Annotated in this window: 18 protein-coding genes and 1 tRNA gene; 11 read left to right on the top strand and 8 right to left on the bottom strand. The window is 56.2% G+C overall.

Features of this window, described 5'->3' with window-relative positions; genetic code table 11:
* Positions 1-184 precede the first annotated feature (184 nt).
* Genes W822_RS44960 through bioA form a run of 3 tightly spaced genes read left to right on the top strand, consistent with a single transcriptional unit; the run spans position 185 to position 3332 of the window.
* Entirely contained in the window at positions 185-1348 is a 1164-nt protein-coding gene (locus W822_RS44960) for an aminotransferase class I/II-fold pyridoxal phosphate-dependent enzyme (protein WP_024007395.1), read from the top strand.
* Positions 1345-1977: a dethiobiotin synthase gene (gene bioD / locus W822_RS44955; protein WP_081724485.1), complete on the top strand. Its 633-nt coding sequence runs from the start codon at positions 1345-1347 to the stop codon at positions 1975-1977. Before W822_RS44960 ends, bioD begins: the two co-directional genes overlap by 4 nt.
* A complete protein-coding gene (bioA, locus tag W822_RS44950) occupies positions 1974-3332 on the top strand; it encodes an adenosylmethionine--8-amino-7-oxononanoate transaminase (protein ID WP_024007393.1) in 1359 nt (452 codons plus the stop codon). Before bioD ends, bioA begins: the two co-directional genes overlap by 4 nt.
* A 22-nt stretch (positions 3333-3354) precedes the next feature.
* Here the strand turns inward: bioA and fauA are convergent, their stop codons facing one another.
* Positions 3355-5553 carry a TonB-dependent alcaligin siderophore receptor FauA gene (gene fauA, locus W822_RS44945; RefSeq protein WP_024007392.1) on the bottom strand — a complete coding sequence of 733 codons (2199 nt, stop codon included), beginning with the start codon at positions 5551-5553 and terminating at the stop codon, positions 3355-3357.
* Positions 5554-5888: 335 nt separating this feature from the next.
* Between fauA and W822_RS44940 the strand changes: the two genes are divergently transcribed.
* Positions 5889-6278: a type II toxin-antitoxin system RelE/ParE family toxin gene (locus tag W822_RS44940; RefSeq protein ID WP_024007391.1), complete on the top strand. Its 390-nt coding sequence runs from the start codon at positions 5889-5891 to the stop codon at positions 6276-6278.
* The gene (locus W822_RS44935) at positions 6256-6573 is read left to right on the top strand and encodes a helix-turn-helix domain-containing protein (protein ID WP_024007390.1); all 318 of its coding nucleotides are present in this window, start codon (positions 6256-6258) and stop codon (positions 6571-6573) included. The genes W822_RS44940 and W822_RS44935 overlap by 23 nt, the downstream gene beginning before the upstream one ends.
* Positions 6574-6671: 98 nt before the next feature.
* On the opposite strand, the gene W822_RS44930 is transcribed toward W822_RS44935, so the two are convergent.
* Positions 6672-6765: transfer RNA gene (locus tag W822_RS44930), tRNA-Ser, on the bottom strand.
* Between the two features lie 144 nt (positions 6766-6909).
* A complete protein-coding gene (locus tag W822_RS44925) occupies positions 6910-8172 on the bottom strand; it encodes an aspartate kinase (protein ID WP_024007389.1) in 1263 nt (420 codons plus the stop codon).
* 242 nt (positions 8173-8414) lie between these two features.
* Between W822_RS44925 and W822_RS44920 the strand changes: the two genes are divergently transcribed.
* From W822_RS44920 to W822_RS44905, 5 genes are all read left to right on the top strand, one after another.
* Complete coding sequence (locus W822_RS44920; RefSeq protein WP_024007388.1) at positions 8415-9359, top strand: 2-hydroxyacid dehydrogenase; 945 nt, start codon at positions 8415-8417, stop codon at positions 9357-9359.
* Between the two features lie 130 nt (positions 9360-9489).
* A complete protein-coding gene (mmsB, locus tag W822_RS44915; protein ID WP_024007387.1) occupies positions 9490-10383 on the top strand; it encodes a 3-hydroxyisobutyrate dehydrogenase in 894 nt (297 codons plus the stop codon).
* The gene (locus W822_RS44910) at positions 10380-11546 is read left to right on the top strand and encodes an acyl-CoA dehydrogenase family protein (RefSeq protein WP_024007386.1); all 1167 of its coding nucleotides are present in this window, start codon (positions 10380-10382) and stop codon (positions 11544-11546) included. The genes mmsB and W822_RS44910 overlap by 4 nt, the downstream gene beginning before the upstream one ends.
* Before the next feature lie 74 nt (positions 11547-11620).
* On the top strand, positions 11621-12787 hold the full coding sequence (locus W822_RS0124215; protein WP_031243787.1) for a magnesium and cobalt transport protein CorA: 1167 nt from the start codon (positions 11621-11623) through the stop codon (positions 12785-12787).
* 164 nt (positions 12788-12951) lie between these two features.
* Positions 12952-14100 (top strand): NAD(P)/FAD-dependent oxidoreductase, encoded by a 1149-nt coding sequence (locus W822_RS44905; RefSeq protein WP_024007384.1) that lies wholly within the window; start codon positions 12952-12954, stop codon positions 14098-14100.
* Between the two features lie 114 nt (positions 14101-14214).
* Here the strand turns inward: W822_RS44905 and W822_RS44900 are convergent, their stop codons facing one another.
* Positions 14215-14913 (bottom strand): tellurite resistance TerB family protein, encoded by a 699-nt coding sequence (locus tag W822_RS44900; protein WP_024007383.1) that lies wholly within the window; start codon positions 14911-14913, stop codon positions 14215-14217.
* Between the two features lie 213 nt (positions 14914-15126).
* Here W822_RS44900 and W822_RS44895 point away from each other — a divergent pair, with 213 nt between their 5' ends.
* Positions 15127-15612, top strand: coding sequence for a YajQ family cyclic di-GMP-binding protein (locus W822_RS44895; protein WP_024007382.1), 486 nt, complete (start codon positions 15127-15129; stop codon positions 15610-15612).
* 157 nt (positions 15613-15769) lie between these two features.
* On the opposite strand, the gene efp is transcribed toward W822_RS44895, so the two are convergent.
* The 4 genes from efp to acnA form a co-directional block, all read right to left on the bottom strand.
* Entirely contained in the window at positions 15770-16327 is a 558-nt protein-coding gene (gene efp / locus W822_RS44890; RefSeq protein WP_024007381.1) for an elongation factor P, read from the bottom strand.
* Positions 16328-16423: 96 nt separating this feature from the next.
* Positions 16424-17614, bottom strand: coding sequence for an elongation factor P maturation arginine rhamnosyltransferase EarP (earP, locus tag W822_RS44885; protein ID WP_024007380.1), 1191 nt, complete (start codon positions 17612-17614; stop codon positions 16424-16426).
* Positions 17598-18797, bottom strand: a complete 1200-nt coding sequence (locus W822_RS44880; RefSeq protein ID WP_024007379.1) for a DUF2863 family protein — start codon at positions 18795-18797, stop codon at positions 17598-17600. Before W822_RS44880 ends, earP begins: the two co-directional genes overlap by 17 nt.
* Before the next feature lie 177 nt (positions 18798-18974).
* Positions 18975-21662, bottom strand: coding sequence for an aconitate hydratase AcnA (gene acnA, locus W822_RS44875; RefSeq protein WP_024007378.1), 2688 nt, complete (start codon positions 21660-21662; stop codon positions 18975-18977).
* Between the last annotated feature and the right edge of the window lie 97 nt (positions 21663-21759).

Raw genomic sequence — 21759 nt, 5'->3', positions numbered from 1 at the left:
TCGTATAGGCTGCCAGACTGTTCATTGCTTTAACATCCGTCTTCGTCGCCTATCAGGCATCTAAATTCATTTTTTATTAAATTTCAATCATGTATAGGTTTTTCTAGAATAGTACTCGGACGTCGCCTATGCCCCGGCTCCCGCCGGTGATTTCCTCTTTGCGACCTTGACTCAGGTGCCATTCATGTATCAGTTTTATGAAGAATATTGCCTTGCCCAGGCAGAGAAAAACCGGCTGCGCGCGTTGCCGCAAATTGACGCGACTGTTGTACACGATTTCTCCAGTAATGATTATCTGGGACTCAGCATGCATGCGGATGTTATCGATGCTGCGGCCGAGGCGGCCAGGCATTGGGGCGTGGGTTCGACCGGCTCACGCCTGCTCTCCGGCAACAACCGTTTGACGGAGGCGTTTGAAGCGCAGATTGCGCAGGATAAGGAAACCGAGGCGGCACTTATTTTCTGTTCCGGTTATCAGGCCAATATGACTGTTCTGGCCAGTCTGCTTCACAAGCGGGTGTTAAATGCACCACCCCTGGTTTTTTTTGACCGCCTGAATCACTCCAGTTTATATAACGCGCTGTTTTTGTCCGGTGCCGAATATGTGCTGTTCGAGCACAATGATATGGATGACTTGCAATGCCAGTTGGAGAAACACGGCGCGGCATCCCGGCCCGCATTCATTGTGGCGGAAACCGTTCATGGAATGGAGGGCGATCTTCTGCCCCTGGCTGACATGGCCGCCATCGCTGCGGACTATAACTGCTTCCTGTATCTCGATGAAGCGCATGCGACAGGTTTGTATGGTCCCCGCGGATATGGTTTGTCCACGACTGTCGATTTGTCACCGATTCCGCATTTGGTCATGGGCACCTTCAGCAAGGCGATCGGTGGGGCGGGAGCGTACATTGCCTGCACTGAAGGATTGAAAAAATTTGTCCTGAACCGCACGGCCGGTTTTATCTACTCGACTGCGCCATCGCCTATGTCGGTGGCCGCTGCGGCCCGGGCCTGGGAGATGGTCGGGACGCTGGGTGAGCAACGACAGCGCCTGTTTGCCACATCGTCGCTGTTGCGTCAGCGCTTGCGTGAGGCCGGCCTGACGGTGCTGGGCGATGGCACGAACCTCGTGCCGGTGTGCCTGGGCCCGGAAGCAGAAACGCTCGCGCTCAAGAGCGCGTTACTGGACGAGGGCATACTGGTCTCGGCGATTCGGCCGCCGACCGTGCCTACCGGTACCTCACGCCTGCGTATCGCCGTGAACGCAGGGCATGATGACGAAACGATAGTTTCGCTGTCAGACGCGATCGGTCGTCATATGTTTGGCGCATCAGGCAGGAGCGCATGATGCGTGTGTTTGTCACGGGAACCGATACCGATATAGGTAAAACATTGGTGTCTGCCTGGCTATGCCGGCATTTCGGGTGTGATTATTTCAAGCCGGTACAGGCCGGGTTGTTGCCCCGGACTGACAGCGAATGGGTCAAGACGCATGTCAATTGTCATACGCATCCCGAAAGCTATCGTTTTCGCGAACCGGCGTCACCGCATTATGCCGCTCGGCTTGAAGGACAATCCCTGTCGTTGGCGCAGATTCGACTGCCTGCAGTACCGCGCCTGGTTGTGGAAGGGGCGGGTGGTGTTCTGGTGCCGCTGGGAGAAGGGCGCACGATGCTCGATCTGATCAGGGCGCTGGCGTTGCCGGTGCTGGTGGTGGCCTCAACCCGTCTGGGTACGCTCAATCACACGTTGCTGACTTTGCAGGCACTGCGCTCGCAAGGCATCCCTGTTCCAGGTGTTATTTTGAATGGAGGTCTATCTGATATGACAGCTCAAACCATTGAAGACTATGGCGGCACATCTGTGCTGCAACAATTGCCCCTGCTGCCCGAGGTGACAGCCTCGACGCTTGAGCGACTTGAACCGAGTGCTGCGTTACGGGCTGCATTGTCGAATTTGTCCGGAGGCGGCGTATGAGTGCGAACACACAACATACGCTTGTCGACCGGGACAAGGCGCTGGTCTGGCATCCGTTTACGCAGGAACAGACGGCGCTTGCGCGCCTGCCGGTCGTGCGTGGAAGCGGACCCTGGCTTTATGATGAGGGTAATAACGCCTATCTTGATTTGGTCTCGAGCTGGTGGGTGAACCTGTTCGGCCATGCTCGTCCTGAAATCGCCGCGAGCATCGCGGCGCAGGCCAATACACTGGAGCATGTGCTGTTTGCCGGTTGTACCCATGAGCCGGCGGTACAGTTGTGTGAGGCGCTGAACCAAATGCTGCCGCTCGAGCTTGGAAAATTCTTTTTCTCTGACAACGGGTCGACGGCCGTTGAGGTGGCGCTGAAAATGGCGCACCAGTACTGGAGAAATGTTTGCTCGCAGGAGCGCAGGCTATTCATAGGTTTCCATGGTGGCTACCACGGCGACACAGTCGGCGCCATGTCCGTTGGCGCGCATTGCGGTTATCATGATCAGTTCCGTTCTTTCTTCTTTGATTCAGTGGCTGTGCCGTTTCCAGAAACCTGGCTGGCTGATCAGGATGTGGATGCTCGCGAAGCGGCAGCGCTTGATGCACTGGAAGCGTCGTTAAAGCAGCACGCAGGCCAGGTTGCCGCCATGATTGTGGAGCCGCTGGTGCAGGGCGCGGCGGGGATGCGTATGTGCCGGCCACAATTTATTGCGCAGGCCGTGGCGCTGGCGCGCGTGCATGACACGCTGGTCATCTTTGACGAAGTGATGACCGGTTTCGGGCGTACTGGCACTCGCTTTGCCTTTGAGCAGACAGGTGTTGTACCGGATTTTTTATGTGTTTCCAAGGGGATCACCGGAGGCTTTCTGCCGCTGGCCTTGACAATCACGAGTGACCCTATTTATCAGGCGTTTCTGTCCGACACCGCTGACAAAGCATTTTCCCATGGGCATTCCTACACGGCCAATCCGTTGGCTTGCGCTGCAGCACTGGCCTCTTTGACGCTGCTCAATACCGCTGAAACTACGAAGGCCTGGCAGCGTCTGACGCAGGATCACAAGAGCGGACTGCACATGTTGCTGCAGACAGTGCCTTGCATTGAACGCGTTCGCCAGTGCGGCACGATTGCGGCGTTTGATCTGCCAGAAGACTATCCACTGGCAGCTTCCCAGTTGCATCAATGCTTTTTGCAGGAAGGTCTGCTGCTGCGCCCGATCGGGCGGACGGTTTACCTGATGCCGTCTTATGTGGTCAACGCCGAACAACTGCACAATGCTTACGAACGTATTGCGCATGTGCTTGGCGCGCAGGCGGATGGTGCCCGCGCCGTCGCGCCTGCGATGCCCGAGATCAGCATATGAGACGGGCAACGAGCGAACTATTTCAGTATTTCGCCTGGAGCGAAAGCATCACGTTCCTTGGTTCGCCGTACCAGCCATGATTATGGAAAACGATCTGTGAATAATATTTTTTATCGAACAGATTGTTTACGTTCAGCGTCGCCGATAGGCGGTCGTTGAACGCATACTGGGCCATCACATTGACAAGCGCGTAGCTTCCCTGCTGGACCTGTACCGTGCGCTTGCCGGGTGCTTTGGCATTGTTATAAATGCGACTTTGCCAATCGACGCCTCCGCCCAGCGTGAGGCGATTGAGTTTGCCTGGCAGCCGATACGTCGTGTATAGCTTGAATGTACTACGTGGTTTATCGGTATTGACCGGTTGGCCCTGGGCGTCTTTGGCAATATAGCGGGTGAAACTGCCGGCCAGGTTCCAGCCCGGGAGCAGCTCGCCGCTTGCCTCCAGTTCAATACCTTGTACTTTGGCGCCCGGTACGGCGCGGTAGGCCTGGGTGTTGGGCGGGGCGCCAATGATGTTTTTGCCGGAGGCCTGTGCCAGATTGTCCTGACGGGTTTGAAATAGCGCTACGGCGCCGTTGAGACGGCCGCCGAGCCATGCGGCTTTCAGACCCAGTTCATAGCTTTTGCCGGTGATGGGCGGCAGGATTTTGCCGTTCTCGTCCCGGTTATTCTGGGGTTTGAATATCTCGGTATAGCTGGCGTATGCCGTGTAGACATCATTCAGGTCAAATAGTAATCCTGCATAGGGAACGAATTCGTTGCGATGGCGATAGTGCCGCTCCCGTCCAAAATAGTTCTGGTCGGTTTCCCAATTGCTGATCCGCCCGCCGACGATAAGCCGCAGTTTGTCTGTCAGCGAAAACCGGCCAACGGCGTAGGCGCCCGATTGTCTGTTGTAAAGCTTGTCTCCCGGAGCGGGCTTTGACGACCAATCGGGTTCCGGAGTCGCACCTGGCTCGTAGAAATTGCCAATGGCCAGATCCGGAATCAAGGGGGCATATTCGGGCATTGTCAGGCGATCCCTGGACCACATCCAGCCCAGCGAAAATTCATGTTCCCGTCCAAAGAGTTCAAATGGACCGGAGAGCGACACATTCACTATCTGACGACGCACATTTCCCTTGTACCTGGTGAAATAGTGGTCCATGCCCAGGCCGGTATGGCGATCGGGGAAGCCATAACGGTACACATATTTCAATAAGGCATCAGTATAGGATTGACTATATGCCAGGCGGAACTTCCAGGCGTTGGCAAACTGATGGCTCAGATCCAGAAAGCCGGTCGTTGTATTGTTAGTGGCGCGTCCCCATTTGGAATTATTGGAAACGGAGCGACTGAAATCGGTAGGGGTGCCGTCACTGAAGAATAGAGGGGAGGCGCTGCCAAACCCTTTGAAGTCGCTGGATTGGTAAGATACGCCGCCGGTCAGTTCCGTGCCGGGCGCCAGGTCGGCGGATATCACTCCATACAGGGTGCGGGTGGTTGTGTTTTGCAGATTGGTATAGCTGTTCGATTTTGAATATGCGCCGATAATCCGGCCACGAATGCGACCATCCTTTGTGATGGGCGTCGAAATGTCTGCAAAACCTCGTCGGAGGTCCCACCGTCCGACACCCAGTCCAGCCGATGCGGAAAATTCACGAAGCGGGCGCTTGCGCACGTAGTTGATCGCCGCCGACGGATTGCCGGCCCCGGTCATCAGGCCCGTTGCGCCCCGGACCACTTCCAGCCGGTCAAACACGGCCAGATCCAGATTGGTCTCACCGAATGTCCACGGTATCAACAGCGGATAGGTCATGCCATCCAACTGATAGTTATCGACATCGAAACCGCGGGCTGAGACGGAATGGCGGTTACTGTCCCTGCGTTCAATCGTAATGCCGGGCGCGCCTTGCAATGCGTCGACCGTCGTTTGCATGCCTCGATCATCCATCATCTGGCGCGTGACCACGCTGACCGATTGCGGTGTGTCGCGAATGGAAAGCGAAAGCCCGGTTGCTGTGCTCATGGCGCCGGTTGTATAGGAGCGTGTCGTTTCAGTCACGCCCGAATCGGCCTCTCTGGTCGCGACAATAGAGGGTAACTCAACGGGGCGCTGCGCCGCGCCTTCCTGGGCGCGGGCAGGCCCGTCTGCAAACGCAAGCAGGATGGCAGAAAGGATCAATGTTTTGGGCAGGCGCTCTGGCGGCGAAACAGCAGGGGAGGCAACAGACAGCATCATAAAATTCACACATCAAAAACAAAAAAAGCAAATGATTATCACTTTTATTTGTTTGGACGGTGTATCCGAAAACGCAAAAATGTTATGCCAAATGTCGATTTTTAAATTGTTGTGCGAATTTTATGTGCGTTCGTCGATCTGAGCAGTGCTGGATCCGTGTTGTAGGGTTCAATTCGGTTTGCCGGGGGCAATGCTGTATCGCTTGCGGAACGCTGGGAAGAGATTAGTTGCTTGACGGCATCCGACAGAATGCGCGGCCCGCTATCTGAAATCTTGCTAGCGTCTTTATTTTATGTAATACTAGGTGTTATAGGAAATATTGTTGAGACAGCTGTATGAGGGTTTTCAAGAACGCTTGGTTTGCGCGTTTTTGCCGAAAACAGGGCATTTCAGATAAGGCACTCTTGGAAGCCACCGACCGTGTAAATCGGGGGCTCATTGATGCTGATCTGGGCGGTGGCGTGATCAAGCAGCGTTTGGCCCGCGCTGGTCGGGGTAAGTCTGGCGGTTTTCGGACTATTATTCTGTACCTTGCGGCAGAACGTGCTTTTTTTGTATATGGGTTCGCTAAGAGTTGCCGCGACAATATTGATAAAGACGAAGAGGCCGCTTTCAAGGAAGCGGCGAGATACGTGCTAGGACTTTCAGACTCTCGACTGGCCGAGCTGATCGACCTGAAGCACTTTACCGAGGTGCATGATCATGACAAAGAAATACCGAAGTGAAGCCTTCGCAGCTATTCACGAAACAATGGAGGCGCTGCACGATGTGGGTGTTATCAACAAGCAGACGATGCGTGAGTTTGACGAAACCTGCCTGACACCAGCGCTACCCATGGCGCCTGAAAGTATCCGTGCCCTGCGTGAACGTGAACACTTGTCCCAGCCCATCTTTGCTCTTTATCTGAATGTGAGCAAGAATCTTATCTCTGATTGGGAGCGCGGCATTAAGAAGCCAGGAGGACCCGCTCTGCGTTTGTTGACCATAGTAGAAAAGCACGGTATTCAGGCCATCGCTTAGTGCCCGTAATGGTCGACCGTCAAGGGGCGTGATTTCTTTTTCTGAGTCAAAAAAAGAAAAAGCCTTGATGAATCATCAAGGCTTAATCAATATAGCTCTGGCGGAGACGGAGGGATTCGAACCCTCGATACAGGTTTAAGCCCGTATGCTTCCTTAGCAGGGAAGTGCCTTCAGCCTCTCGGCCACGTCTCCGAACAATCCGAGATTCTAACACGAAATTTTCAAAATTCGCTACACATTTCGTGCAAATCATCGACAACAGCTGGAAAAACCGGTATGACGGGGGGCGTCGTGCCGAGCACGGTTGCCGCAACGCGACAGGCCACCCGCAGTCAATCAGGCCTGATCGGCTTCCTGATCCAGACCGAACGCCTTGTGCAGGGCGCGTACGGCCAGTTCCATGTATTTATCTTCGATCAGGACCGAGGTTTTGATTTCGCTGGTGCTGATCATCTGAATATTGACGCCTTCCTTGGCCAGTGTGCTGAACATCTGGCTGGCGACACCTGCGTGCGAACGCATGCCGATACCCACAATAGACACTTTGCAGACTTTGTCATCCGTCAGTACTTCACGGGCGCCGACGGCTGGCAGAATGGTGTCTGTCAGCAGATCGGTCGCACGTTTGAATTCGTTGCGGTTAACTGTAAAGGAGAAATCGGTCGTGCCGTCGACTGACTGGTTCTGGATAATCATATCGACATCAATATTGGCCTTGGCCACCGGTCCCAGAATGGCATAGGCAACGCCGGGTTTGTCTGGCACACCCAGCAACGTCAGCTTGGCTTCATCGCGACTGAAGGCGATACCGGAAATGACAGCGGATTCCATTTTTGAATCTTCCTCAAAGGTGATTAATGTGCCCGATTTCTGCTCTTGCTGCAGAGGAATGGACGGGTCGGTAAGGGAGGACAGGACACGCAGGGGTACTTTGTATTTGCCCGCGAATTCGACAGAACGGATCTGCAGCACTTTGGAGCCGAGCGAGGCCATTTCCAGCATTTCCTCGAAAGAAATGACGGCCAGACGACGCGCTTCGGGCACCACGCGTGGATCGGTAGTGTACACGCCGTCAACATCGGTATAGATCAGGCATTCGTCGGCGCCGATCGCAGCAGCGATCGCAACGGCCGAGGTGTCTGAACCCCCGCGTCCCAGCGTTGTAATATGACCTTCGGGATCGATGCCCTGAAAGCCGGTTACCACGACAACGCGTCCGTCGTTCAGGTCATTCTTGATGCGTTTGTCATCGATGGATTTGATGCGCGCCTTGGTAAAAGACGAGTCTGTCTGGACAGGGACCTGCCAGCCGGTGTAGCTGCGGGCCTTGATGCCCTCGGCCTGCAGCGCAAGCGCGAGCAAGGCACTGCTGGCCTGTTCGCCGGTTGCGGCAAGCATATCCAGTTCACGACCGTCGGGCAGCTCTGAAATGTCCTTGGCCAGGCCAAGCAGGCGGTTGGTTTCACCGGACATGGCGGACGGCACTACCACGACCTGATGGCCGGCGTTGTGCCATTTGGCGACGCGTTTCGCAACATTCTTGATTCGTTCAACGGAGCCCATTGAGGTTCCGCCGTATTTGTGGACTATGAGAGACATCGAATTTGCAATAAAAGTTGCCCGAAATCGGGAGTAACCTAATATTCTACAACGAGTGATATATTTATTCTGGAAAAAGCCCGCCTGTCATGGGATTCCGTGGGCGAGCGGCCGCCAGGGCAAGATGCCTGAACGGCCAGCGCATATCGATTGCGGGTCCGGCGCGGTTCGCGTGATCACAGTCGTGGTATTCTCTTTTTCAATGACGAAATGTTCAGGCATTCAAATTGAGGAGGATGTAAATGGAAAGAACCAGAATTGTTCAGGTCGCCAGCGGCACGCAGCTGGTTAACGCTCATCTGCAGGCGCACTATGAGGTGCTCAGGCTGTGGGAGCAGCCGGATCCCCAGGGTTATCTGGCAGAAAACGGTAAACAGGTACGCGGCCTGGTCACGACTGCGGGTCATGGCCTGCGCAATGAATGGCTGGACAGCCTGCCGGACCTGGGTGTGGTGAGCAGCTTCGGCGTGGGATACGACACCATTGACGCCGGCGAACTCAAGAAACGGGGGGTCCAGTTGGGCAATACGCCCGACGTTCTGAACGATTGCGTAGCGGATCTTGCCGTGTGCCTGCTGTTGGGCAGTGCCCGGCAACTGGTGCGGGGTGACCGCTACGTGCGCGACGGACGCTGGCCGACCGAAGGCGCGTTCCCGCTGGCGCAAAGTGTGTCGGGCAAGAACGTCGGGATCGTGGGCCTCGGAGGCATTGGTTCCGCCGTGGCGCGCCGTATGGCAGGATTTGACTGCGAAATCCGTTATCACAATCGCAAGCCGCGCGACGACACGCCCTATACCTTTGAACCCTCTCTTGCGGCATTGGCGCAGTGGGCCGACTATCTGGTGCTGACCTGCGTGGGCGGCCCGTCCACTCATCACCTGATCAATCGTGAAATATTGCTTGCGCTTGGCCCCAAAGGAACGGTTGTCAATGTATCCCGGGGGACGGTCATTGATGAAGAGGCCTTGACGCAATTGTTGCTGGAAGACAAGCTGGGGTTTGCCGCACTGGATGTGTTCGAAAACGAGCCGGAGGTACCGGCCGCGCTGCGTGAGCACGAACGCGTGACCCTGATGCCGCACGCGGCCAGTGCCACCGTTGAGACGCGTTTGAAAATGAGTCAGCGAGTCATCGACAATCTGGACCGGTTTTTCGAGACGGGCGAGGTGATTTCACGGGTCGTGTGAACACCTGTGAACAGAGGCGGACCGCTGAACGACAAATCGTCTTGTAAATGACATTCAAGAGGTCCGTTTGGCGGTATCTTGCCGTATTGAAATTTGTATAATCAACCAGATAAAAACAGTGGAGACAGCAATGAAAATTGGTTTTATAGGGCTTGGCAACATGGGCGCTCCGATGGCGCAGAATCTGCTCAAGGCGGGCCATCAGTTGCAGGTGTTTGATTTGGTGGAATCGGCCGTCGCCGAACTGGTCAAGGCGGGCGCAAGTTCGGCCGCTTCTCCGAAAGAAGTGGCGGCAGCCCGGCCCGATGTGCTCATTACCATGCTGCCTGCATCGATCCATGTTCGCAAGGTGTATCTGGGTGAAGAGGGTGTGCTGGCAGCGGTGGACCCCAGTGTGCTGCTGATTGATTCATCGACAATCGACCCACAGACGTCACGCGACGTTGCAGCCATTGCCGCCAAACAGGGCAATACCATGCTGGATGCGCCTGTATCCGGCGGCACCGGCGGCGCCAAGGCAGGCACGTTGACGTTCATGGTGGGCGGAGAGCAGGCCGCATTCGATCAGGCACGCCCCGTGCTGGAACAAATGGGAAAAAACATTGTTTACTGCGGCGGCGCCGGCAATGGCCAGGTGGCCAAGGTGGCCAATAATATGCTGCTGGGTATTTCAATGATCGGCGCTGCCGAGGCCATGAGCCTGGGTGTGTCGCTGGGCATGGATCCCAAGGTGCTGGCAGGCATTATTAATACCTCTTCCGGCCGTTGCTGGAGCACTGAAGTGTACAACCCCTGGCCCGATGTGGTCGAGACGGCGCCGGCCTCCAATGGCTATACAGGCGGGTTCGGGTCGGATCTGATGCTCAAGGATCTGGGGCTGGCCACCGAAGCGGCGCGCGCAGCGAAGGTGCCGGTTGTGATGGGGGCGACGGCCCAGCAGTTGTATCAGACTTTCAGTACCCAGGGACATGGGCATCTTGATTTTTCGGCGATTATCCAGTCTATGGGCAAGGTGGAAAAATGAGTACATTCGATACTTCCCTAAGCGAAGAGCAGCGCATGATTCGCGATATGACGCGGGATTTTGCCACGCAGGAAATCGCGCCCCGGGCCGAAGCCTGGGAGGCTGCCGGCTGGATTGATGATGATGTGTTGCAGCGGATGGGCGAGCTGGGTCTGCTGGGTATGGTGGTACCCGAGGAGTGGGGCGGCTCGAAAACAGACTATGTATCCTACGCGCTGGCGCTGGAAGAGATTTCGGCGGCAGACGCGGCTACCGGAGCACTGGTTTCGGTGCATTGTTCAGTGGGCTGCGGCACCCTGCTCAATAGCGGCAACGATGCCCAGAAAAAACAATGGCTACCCGATCTGGCCAGCGGACGCGCCATCGCGTGTTTTTGCCTGACAGAGCCGCAGGCGGGTTCCGAAGCGCATAATCTGAAGACCCGGGCGCAGTTGCGCGATGGTCAGTGGGTGCTGAACGGCGCCAAGCAGTTTGTCACCAATGGCAAGCGTGCCAAGCTGGCTATTGTGTTTGCGGTGACTGATCCTGAACAGGGCAAGCGCGGCATTTCTGCTTTTCTGGTGCCGACCGACACGCCCGGATTTGTGGTCAGTCGGGTCGAAAAAAAACTGGGCATCCGTGGTTCGGATACTTGCGCCATCACGCTAGAAGACTGCACGATTCCCCAGGAAAATCTGCTGAGCGAAGCGGGGCGCGGCTTGTCCATTGCCTTGTCGAATCTGGAAAACGGTCGGATCGGCATCGGCGCCCAGGCAGTGGGCATCGGTCGGGCCGCGCTGGAAGCGGCCATTGCCTATGCCAAGGATCGCGTGCAGTTCAACGAACCGCTGATCAAACACCAAAGCATTGCCAATATGCTGGCCGACATGCACACGCAGGTCAACGCGGCGCGGTTGATGGTGCTACATGCCGCATCTCTGAAAGACCGGGGCATTCCGTGTCTGTCCGAAGCCTCCCAGGCCAAGCTGTTTGCCTCGGAAATGGCTGAAAAAGTCTGCTCGCAGGCAATCCAGGTGCATGGGGGTTATGGGTTTCTGGAGGACTATCCGGTACAGCGTTTTTATCGCGATGCCCGCATTACCCAGATTTACGAAGGGACAAGCGAAGTGCAGCGGATGATCATTACCCGTGGGCTGGCAGACTATACCGGGTTTTGTCCGTGAATCGACTTGCGGTCATTGGAAATGCGGGTGTAAGGTAAGGGATGGTATCATCGCCACGCTGTAGGGAGCCTGACATGGAAGATGACAAAAAAGAGATCGCCAAAGCGCAAATGAACGAACGCCTCGGGCCAGTCGGCACCGATGACAATGCCCCGGATCCGGATGCGTCAATGGCCGCTCACGACCAAGAGGCGGGTGGCGAAAAGGCGAACCCCACCGGGGCCGGCTCAAAAAGCGTTGCGAGCAAAACAGCGGCAGAAAACGACCCGGGCTCGGGCGTGGTGGCGTCTGTAGAATATGTGAACGGTCAGCGCAGGGCAGTGATTGCGCCGGAAAAAATTTCCGGTTATAAGCGTGATCCCGATCACCTGCTGTGGACGGGGCTCAAGGACCCGCCCGACGACGAATTGCGCATGACCTGTAAGAACCTGGCGTTCAGCAAAATGGCGACCAAGGAAATTCTGAAGCGCCACTATCGTCCCAAGATTATTGATTACGGCGACTATATCCTGATCGTGGCCGTGACCATCTCGCGTGAGAATAAGAAAATCGTCTATGGCGAAATGCAGATGATTTTCGGACAAAGCTTTATCCTCACTGTGCGGCGTGGCGAGGCCATGACCAACACGCCGGTTCGCAAGCGGCTTGAGGGCTCGCCCGATCTGATCGCGCGCGGCAGTGACTTTGTGGTGGCCGAAATACTCGATGGCCTGGCCGACAGTTATCTGGCGCTGGCAGGCAAGTTTGAAGCCGATGTCGAACAACTGGAGCAGAAAATGATTCTGCACGGCTTTCGGGAGTCTGACGTGCGCAAGCTGTATAAGATGCGCCGTGACCTGCTGCGAGTGCACACGTCGATTGCCCCGGTTATTGAGATCTGTACGCGAATGTCGGTGGTGAATCTGGCTTTTGTCGAATCGGATTCGCAAGCCTATTACCGTGTCGTTTCCGACCGGGTGGCGCGGATAGATGACCAGATGAACGCCCTGCGCGAATCACTGGCCTTTGCTTTTGAGGCCAGCCAGATGATTGCGCAGGCGCACCAGACCGACATTACCAAAAAACTGGCCTCCTGGGCCGCCATTCTGGCGGTGCCCACGGCCATCGCCGGTATCTATGGCATGAATTTCAAGGATATGCCGGAACTGGATTGGCAATACGGATACCCCCTTGTCATGCTGCTGATGTTTTTGATCTGCGGCCTGTTGTTTCGCCAGTTTCGCAAGACCGGCTGGTTGTAAAGCTGCTGCAGAGTTGGCCGGTGCGCGTGCTTTTCTCCGTGTTCTGATCCATAATGACTGTGTCGGGATCGGGTCGTCAGTCGGCTCGTTCACGATGGCACAGGCGGGCCGTTGACGCGGCGTCAGTGACTTCGCCAGGATGGATTTGGAACGGGAGGAATGCAGTGCGTGATGAATCGGTGTTTGATTATATTGTGATCGGATCCGGCATTGCCGGGGCCTCTTTTGCTTATCAGTTATCGCAGCGTCCGGGCAAAATCCTGGTGCTGGAACGCGAAGCCCATGCCGGGTACCATTCGACGGGTCGTTCGGCTGCCATGTTCATTGAAACGTATGGTCCACCTCAACTTCAGGCATTGACGCGCGCCAGTCGCACGTTTTTCGAGAATGCCTGCGCTACCGGTTTTGCCGACAGTCCGGTCTTGCATCCGCGAGGGTGCATCTATGTGGCGACGCATGGCCAGAAAGCAGTGGCAGATGCCACCTATCGCGAATTGCTGACGCGCGCACCCAATGTGGAGTGGCTGACGGCGCAGCAGGTGCTGGCCCTGGCCCCCTGCATGAAAGAAGATAATTTGTATGGAGGCATTTTTGAGCGGGATGCCGAAGACATTGATGTCAATGCGCTGCATCAGGCTTATTTGAAGGGCATGAAACGTAACGGGGTGGAACTGGCGTTTTCTGTTGACGTTCGCAAGGGCGCACGACAAGACGGGTTGTGGACATTGGAGAGTGCCGATGGGCGGCGCTTTCAGGCCCGTCATATCGTCAATGCGGCAGGCGCCTGGGCCGATGTGCTGGCGCAGGCCTGCGGTGTCAGGCCGATAGACATCCAGCCACGCCGGCGCAGCGCTTTCACTTTTCCGCCGCCGCCGGGCTTGAACCTGGAGACGCTGCCCATGGTCTGCGATATTGAAGAAACCTATTATTTCAAGCCCGATGCCGGTCAATTGATGGGGTCGCCTGCGAATGCCGACGATGTGGACCCACAGGACGTGGTGCCCGAAGAACTGGATATCGCGACGGGTATTTATTATATCGAACAGGCAACGACCCTGCAGATTCGCCGTCCGAGCCATACTTGGGCCGGCTTGCGCAGCTTTGCGCCTGATGGCAATCTGGTGACGGGCTGGGACCCTGAGGCAGAGGGTTTTTTCTGGCTGGCCGGGCAGGGTGGGTATGGCATCCAGTCTGCCGACGGTGCTTCCAGACTGGCGGCCGCGCTGGCGCGCAATGAAGCGCTGCCCGATGACCTGCTTTCGCAGGGCGTTGACCCGGGGGCACTGAGTCCCTTGCGGTTTCGGGCCAGTTGATCACGCGGCGGCGGCGTGCCAAATAAGAACGGCTTGTACGATCGTGTACAAGCCGTTTTCAATGGATGGCGCCGGGAAAGATGACAGCCGGCGCATTTACGATCAAGCGAGTGCTTAAGCTTTGGCGACCTGCGTTTCCAGTTCTGCTTTCAGTTCGGGCGTCAGGTCCAGCTGTTTGGCCAGCTCGTCCAGATAAGCCTTTTCCATGAAATTGGAGGTATCGATAATAGACACGCTGATAGCATACATTTGTGATGCCAGATGCGGATCGGTTGCCAGGCTGGCGATGGCTACGGGATCTACCGGCTTGGCCAGCTCCGCGCGCAGCCAGGCCTGCTCTTCCGGTGTACTCATTTTGCTGAAATACTGATCCAGAATGGTCTGTTCGTTTTCTTCTATATGCCCGTCCGCCTTGGCCGCGGCAATCATGGCGGTCAGAATGGCCTTGCTTTGCACTTCGGCCTGATCGGCAGGCAACTGGTTGATGGGGGTGGGGGCCTGGGTTTGTGTGGCGGCCGGTGCGGCGGCAGATGCCTGCATTTCCGGTTGACGATCCGACTGGTTTGCCTGCCAGCGCTGGTAGGCACGGTAAGCGACGGTCCCCAGCGCCGCCAGGCCTCCGTAGGTTGCCAGATTGCTGTTGGCCTTGTGACCGACGAGCATGCCCAGCACGCCTGCGCTCAGGGTGGTTTTGTCGCCGTCTGTCAGTAGCGGCTTGTCGCCGGAGGTGGCCGATTTGGCCGAGGTGCTCGCCTGGTTCATGGCGGATTTGCCGGCGTTCAACAGGGATTCAAGTATATTCAGTGCACTCATGATGGGTATCCTTGTTCAATAGTGGGGACTGATAAAATCATCCTGACCGGAAAAACGGTCATTGTCAGGCAAGTCTACCAAGTTTGCGTGTCATATTGCAGTCAACACATCTGCGGATTTACAAAAAAACCGGATTTGCGATTGTGGGGGCAACGTTGAAACAGTCCGGCAGGACGCGTAGAATACCTTTGATATCAATAGATGGAGAGAGCAATGCCCAGTTTTGACGTGGTCAGTGAAGCCGATATGACCGAAGTACGCAACGCGGTAGATCAGGCAAACAAAGAAGTGTCTACCCGATTCGATTTCAAGGGGTCCGATGCCCGAATCGAACAGAAAGAGCTTGAGTTGACCATTTATGCTGATGATGATTTCAAGGTGGCGCAGGTGCGCGAGGTCCTGCTCGGCAAATTGGCTAAACGCAATGTCGACTTGCGCTTTCTGGAAAAAGGCAAGGAAGAGCGCATTTCCGGCGACAAGCTCAAGCAGATCAATACTATCCGCAAGGGCGTCACTGGCGATCTTGCCAAGAAAATCGTGCGCTTGATCAAGGACAGTAAACTGAAGGTTCAGGCCAGTATCCAGGGCGACACCGTGCGAGTGACCGGCGCCAAGCGCGACACGCTGCAGGATGTGATTGCCTTGCTCAAAAAAGAGGTGGCTGACGCGCCATTGAGTTTCAACAACTTCAGGGACTAGCAGGCACGTTGAGTCAGGCCATTTGCTGCGGACGAACTGTCTCATCCTGGTCTGCTGTTCAAAAAAAGCCCGTTGGCGAAACTGATTGAATCAGTATTGTCAACGGGCTCTTTCATAATGGGGCTGCGCGTATTATGCAAAGCCCGATTATGTTTGATTACATGACGCGGCTGCGGTATTCGTTGGTGCGCGTGTCGATTTCGATTTTGTCGCCGATATTGCAGAACAGGGGCACCGACAGATCGTAACCGGTGCTGATTTTTGCAGGCTTGAGCACTTTGCCTGAAGTGTCGCCCTTGACGGCAGGCTCGGTGTATGTGATTTCACGAACGATGATGGTGGGCAGCTCGACAGAGATGGCGCGTCCTTCGTAGAAGACCACTTCAACAGTCATGCCTTCTTCCAGGTAGTTCAATGCGTCGCCCATACTTTCGGCTTCGACTTCATACTGGTTGTATTCTTCGTCCATGAACACATACATGGGGTCGGCGAAATACGAATAGGTGCACTCTTTTTTGTCCAGCATGACGACTTCAAATTTTTCGTCTGCCTTGGAAACCTGCTCGCTGCCGGAACCGGTCAGCAGGTTTTTGAATTTGAGTTTGACGACAGCGGCGTTGCGGCCGGACTTGTTGTATTCGGCTCTCTGAACGACCAGGGGCTCGGTGCCGACCATGACGACGTTACCTACGCGCAGTTCTTGTGCGGTTTTCATTAAATATGCTCCGGATGGAATGGGTGTGGCTGATTCCGCTGCAAACCGGACTGGCGTGTTGTCTAAGTGCGGACGCCGGCGGAAAAAAGTATGATTTTAGCCTGAGTTGACGGCGTTTTCATAAAAAAGCCGGATTGATGTCGATAATGTCTTGTTTTTAGACAAATTTTCGGCAAAGGTACGACAGCTTCGGCGCCAGCTGTCCAATTGTCCCGGCGTATTGAGCACGCTGATCAGCTGATTGGTGAAATAGGCGTGGCGCGAGGGTGAATTCCAGCTGCGCATCATGGCCTTGGTTTCCTCGTGCCCCGGGAACAGGGCCAGCCAGGCCTGCAGTTTTTTTAGATGGGTATTTTCACTTTGTTCGTAGATGTGCCACAAAAAGGGCTTGCGGGCCCAAATCGCCCGCACGAAGCTGTCTTCGCCGCGAACGAAATTCAGATCACACATCCACAGAAGCTGGTCGTATTCTTCCTGGGCCAGGAACGGGATACGCAGCAGCGTCAATCCGGGCAGGTCGGCGCCGGTCGGCTGCGTGGCGACATCGCGCAATAGCGTGGTGGCGGCGTCTCGCTCCAGCTGCGGCAGGACCGATTGCGGCACCAGCAACACGACGGGCCTGTGTGATTTACGCAGCGCGTGCAGCAGGCTTCGATAGGGGGCGGAAGGATAACAGAACAGACTGATGAACAGAGTATCCCCATCCAGATAAGCCTGTGCCTGGGTCAGGCCGATTTTTTCCAGAAAATGCTTTTGCTTGCTGGGGGAATGTGTCCAATTGCGGCGCTGCAGGCTGAGCCCTTCTTCGCAGATCAGGCCGCCGGTGTCAGCGGAGAAGCCCGGGAAAAAGAAATACTTTGACACGCCATTGCGTTGTGGAGAGGGCTGGGCATGAAACCCGGCTGTCCAGGACTCTGCCGACAGATATTCCAGATTCAGCCACAAGCGAGTGCGACCGGGCATGGCATCGACATAGGCTGCCGGCGGATCGCAGGCAAAGGCTTCAATCACCAGTTCTGCCGGTACATGGCCGGTGGTTTCATCGGTCCAGTGCACGATGTCGATATCATCGACCTTTTGTGCCGCCAGCTTCGGTTCAACAGCCGGAGCAAGGCGTGCAAAACTGTCCAGATCATCGACCCAGAGCCTGACCTGCGCCGGCCATTCCCGGCACAGGGAACGGGCCAGTCGCCAGCACACGCCGATATCTCCGAAATTGTCGACGACCCGGCAGAAAATATCGATCCGCGGTCCGGCGGGTGTCGGGGTTTTAGTGGAATCGCCCAATCGGATCCTCCGAAGTGTCAGGCATCATGACCGGCAACAGCTCGCCGGCAGGATTGGGAAAGAGCGGTTCGTCTGACACATCGCTGCTGCCATCCAGCACTTCCTTGAGCACAGTGATATGGCGGATGCCGTTGTTCTGCAGATGTTCCAGCAGTGTGTCGAGTTGGGCGAAATCGTTGATCGATTCCAGTTGCTGGTTTTCGAGTTCATCCGGGAAGACCGGCCACAGGCAGCCATAGACGATTTCATGCGATTGCAGCAGAGTGAATCCGATGCGAATTTCCCGCAGGGCGTTGTCCTGGTACAGGGCGACGGTGGCACGGAAGGCATCGGGCGCGACCGCAAATACCGTTTGCAGCCACTGCGTTGCAGCGGTGATGGCGGCAAAACGAATGCGTTTGTCGGCCTGGCGGTTGGCAATATAGAAAGCGTCGGGCAGCATGAGCTCCAGGCCACAGGCGGGCAGCAGCTTCTGGAACAGGGGCGTTGCCGCTTCCCGCCAGTTGTCCAGGCAGATCTGGCGCTGCTGACTGTGTTCGGCTTCTGCCTGCTGCCAGCGGAAGACGGCCTGGTCTTTCGGGGTGCAGAAGGCGGCCAGCACGAAGCGGCTATCGGACATCAATTGCATTTCTTCGGGCTGGTCGTCAAGCGCAACGGTGGAACGGGCCTGTTCGCCAAAGGCCCTGCCGGTGATGGCCTTCATCCACTGGAACACGCCTGTGAACGAGCGCGGCATCTGGTCGACACTGAGCACCTGGGGGTGGATCGCGATGCGTACGTCGCGGGCGGCAATATGCTGCTTTACGAGGCTGCTGAGCGTCTCCTGGGTGGTGTCATCCAGCATTGGCAGGGGAATTTCAAACCGGGTCCAGGCAATGACCGGGATGGCAACGAATACACAATCGTAGTGCATACCCTCGCTGCTCCATTCGCAAGACTCCGACAGCGTTTCGGCGTGCTCAAGCAGAATGTCGTGGGTTTCCGAGTCGCTCTCGGACAGATAATCGAGCAGGCGCTCGATGGTTTTCTTGCGGCTTTGATTGAAAATATCCAGCAACGCAGTCTGAATCTGGTTTTCCCAATAACGATCTTCAACAATGCAGCCTGATTGCTTCAGGGCAAGGCATAAATCAAGTAAGGGCTGATCGCTGGCGTGCAGGCTGGCTGGTTTTTTCCGGTTCATTACACATGCAGTTACGCTGTTGGCCTGCGTTTGAACGACAGACCGGGCAGCTTGTTGGGATCGCGCGTTCCAGCGCAGATCGGGCAAAGCGTCAATTGCTTGCCGGGGCCGGCGGTACCAGAGCACGGACGTTTGCCTGCGTTCTGGATAACCGCCACAGCGAGCCCCAGGACTTGCTTAAAGCAGCTGGCGCAGGACGAACGGTAAAATACCGCCATTCTGATAATAATCAACTTCGATCGGGGTATCAATACGCAGCAGCACGGGAACGTCTTGTGATGTACCATCTTCCCGACGAATGGTCAGCGTGACATCCTGCTGTGCCCTGATGCCATCTTCCAGTCCGCTGATATCGAATGTTTCGGTGCCGGTAATGCCCAGGGTGTCGACACTGTCGCTGCCCTTGAACTGCAGGGGCAGCACCCCCATGCCCACCAGGTTGCTGCGGTGAATACGTTCGAAACTGCGTGCAATGACGGCCTTGACCCCCAGCAATTGGGTTCCTTTGGCAGCCCAGTCGCGCGAAGAACCCGTGCCATATTCTTCACCGCCGAACACCACGGTGGGAATACCGTTGGTAACATATTTCATGGCCGCATCGTAAATGGACATCTGCTCGCCACCGGGCTGATACAGGGTCTCGCCGCCTTCCACACGGCTGCCGGTCGGCAGGGGCGGGATCATCAGGTTCTTGATGCGTACGTTGGCGAAGGTGCCGCGCATCATGATTTCATGATTACCGCGGCGCGAACCGTAGCTGTTGAAGTCGGCTTTCATGATGCCGTTTTCGTTCAGCCAGCGACCTGCGGGTGAGGTTTCCTTGATGGAACCGGCGGGTGAAATGTGGTCGGTCGTGACCGAATCACCGAAGACGCCCAGCGCGCGGGCATTCTTGACCGGCGGCATGGGGGCGGGTGCCATGTCGAAGGTGTCGAAGAACGGTGGTTTGGCGATATAGGTGGATTCAGGCCAGTTGTAGACGTCGCCCGATACACCCTTGATATTTTCCCAGAGCTTGCCGGGGTTGGTTTTGACCTGGGCATAGTTCTGGCGGAAGACTTCGGGTTGCATCGCCGTTTTGAGCAGGGCCTGAACCTCTTCTTCACTCGGCCAGATATCGCCTAGCCAAACATCGCCTTTCTTGCCTTTGCCTACTGGTTCGGTCATCAGGTTTTTATTGATGGTGCCGGCCAGGGCGTAAGCCACTACCAAAGGCGGGGAAGCGAGAAAGTTGGCCTTGATGTTCGGATGAATACGGGCCTCAAAATTGCGGTTGCCTGAGAGAACGGCAGCGCAGACCAGGTCATTTTCTATGATGGATTGGTTGATATCCGCTGCCAGGTCGCCGGCATTGCCGATACAGGTCGTGCAACCGTACGCGGCCACGTCAAAGCCGAGCTTGTCCAGATAGGGCAGCAGGCCGGTGGCGGTGAGGTATTCGGTGACTACGCGTGAGCCGGGTGCGAGCGATGTTTTGATATGGCCCGGGATTTTCATGCCCGCTTCCACAGCCTTTTTGGCCAGCAGGCCGGCCGCCAGCATCACGCTGGGGTTGGAGGTATTGGTGCACGATGTGATTGCAGCGATCAGGATATCGCCGTTTTTGAGCTTGGTTCCTTCGCTGGTTTCGAATGTCTGATCGAATTTTTCCGGAGGCTGGTTAAAGCCGTTTTCAAGCGCAGGTTTGACAAACAGGTCGGCAAACGTATTCTTGACATTGCCGATTTCGATACGGTCCTGCGGACGCTTGGGGCCGGCCAGGGAGGGTGCAACCGTGGACAGATCCAGGTGCAGCAGCTTGGTGTAGCGGATGTCCTTGCCTTTGGGAATGCCGTACATGTTCTGGGCTTTGAAGTAGCTTTCCAGCGCGGCCACTTCTTCATCGGTGCGGCCGGTGCCCTTGAAGTAGTCGATGGTGTGATCGTCGACCGGGAAGAAGCCCATGGTGGCGCCGTATTCGGGCGCCATATTGCCGATGGTGGCGCGATTGGTGACTGACAGCGTCGCCGTGCCTTCCCCACAGAATTCCACGAACTTGCCCACGACCTTTTCGCGGCGCAGCATCTCAGTCAGCGTCAGGACCAGGTCAGTGGCCGTGACGCCGCCGCGCAGCTTGCCGGTGAGTTCGACGCCAATCACATCGGGCGTGAGGAAATAGATCGGCTGGCCCAGCATGGCGGCCTCGGCTTCGATGCCGCCCACGCCCCAGGCCACTACGCCAATGCCATTGATCATGGTGGTGTGACTGTCTGTTCCCACCAGGGAATCGGGGTAATACACGTTGTCTTTTTGATAGACGCCGCGCGCCAGATATTCCAGGTTGACCTGGTGCACAATGCCAAAGCCCGGAGGCACGACGCCGAAGGTGTCAAAGGCCTGCATGCCCCACTTCATGAACTGGTAGCGTTCCTTATTGCGCTGGAACTCCACTTTCATGTTCAGGTCCAGTGCGTTTTTGGTGCCGAAATAATCAATCATGACCGAGTGGTCAACCACCAGGTCAACCGGCACCAGGGGCTCGATCTTCTTGGGGTCTTTGCCCATTTTGTCGGCAACGGCACGCATGGCCGCCAGGTCGGCCAGCAACGGCACGCCGGTGAAGTCCTGCAGCACTACGCGGGCCACGACAAACGGGATTTCATCTTCGCGCTTGGCGACCGCCTGCCAGTTGGCCAGCTGGCGCACGTGGTCTTCGGTAATTTTCTGGCCATCACAGTTGCGAAGCACCGATTCAAGCACGATCCGGATGGAAACCGGCAGCGATTCGATGTCTACGCCAAGCTGTTTGCCCAGTTCGGGAAGCGAGTAATATTGTGCAACTTTACTGCCGATATTGAATTCTTTGAGAGTACTGGATAACGACATATTTATTCTCCGGGATGATGCTTGCAGACTGGAATGGGTACGGAACATTTTACTCCTTTTACCCGTGCGCAAGACAACAAAAAAGGCGGCTACCCAT

Source organism: Advenella kashmirensis W13003, assembly GCF_000506985.1.
GTDB lineage: Bacteria > Pseudomonadota > Gammaproteobacteria > Burkholderiales > Burkholderiaceae_B > Advenella > Advenella kashmirensis_A.
Note: the sequence above shows the minus strand (reverse complement) of the source record. Positions and strands in the feature narration are given on the sequence as shown.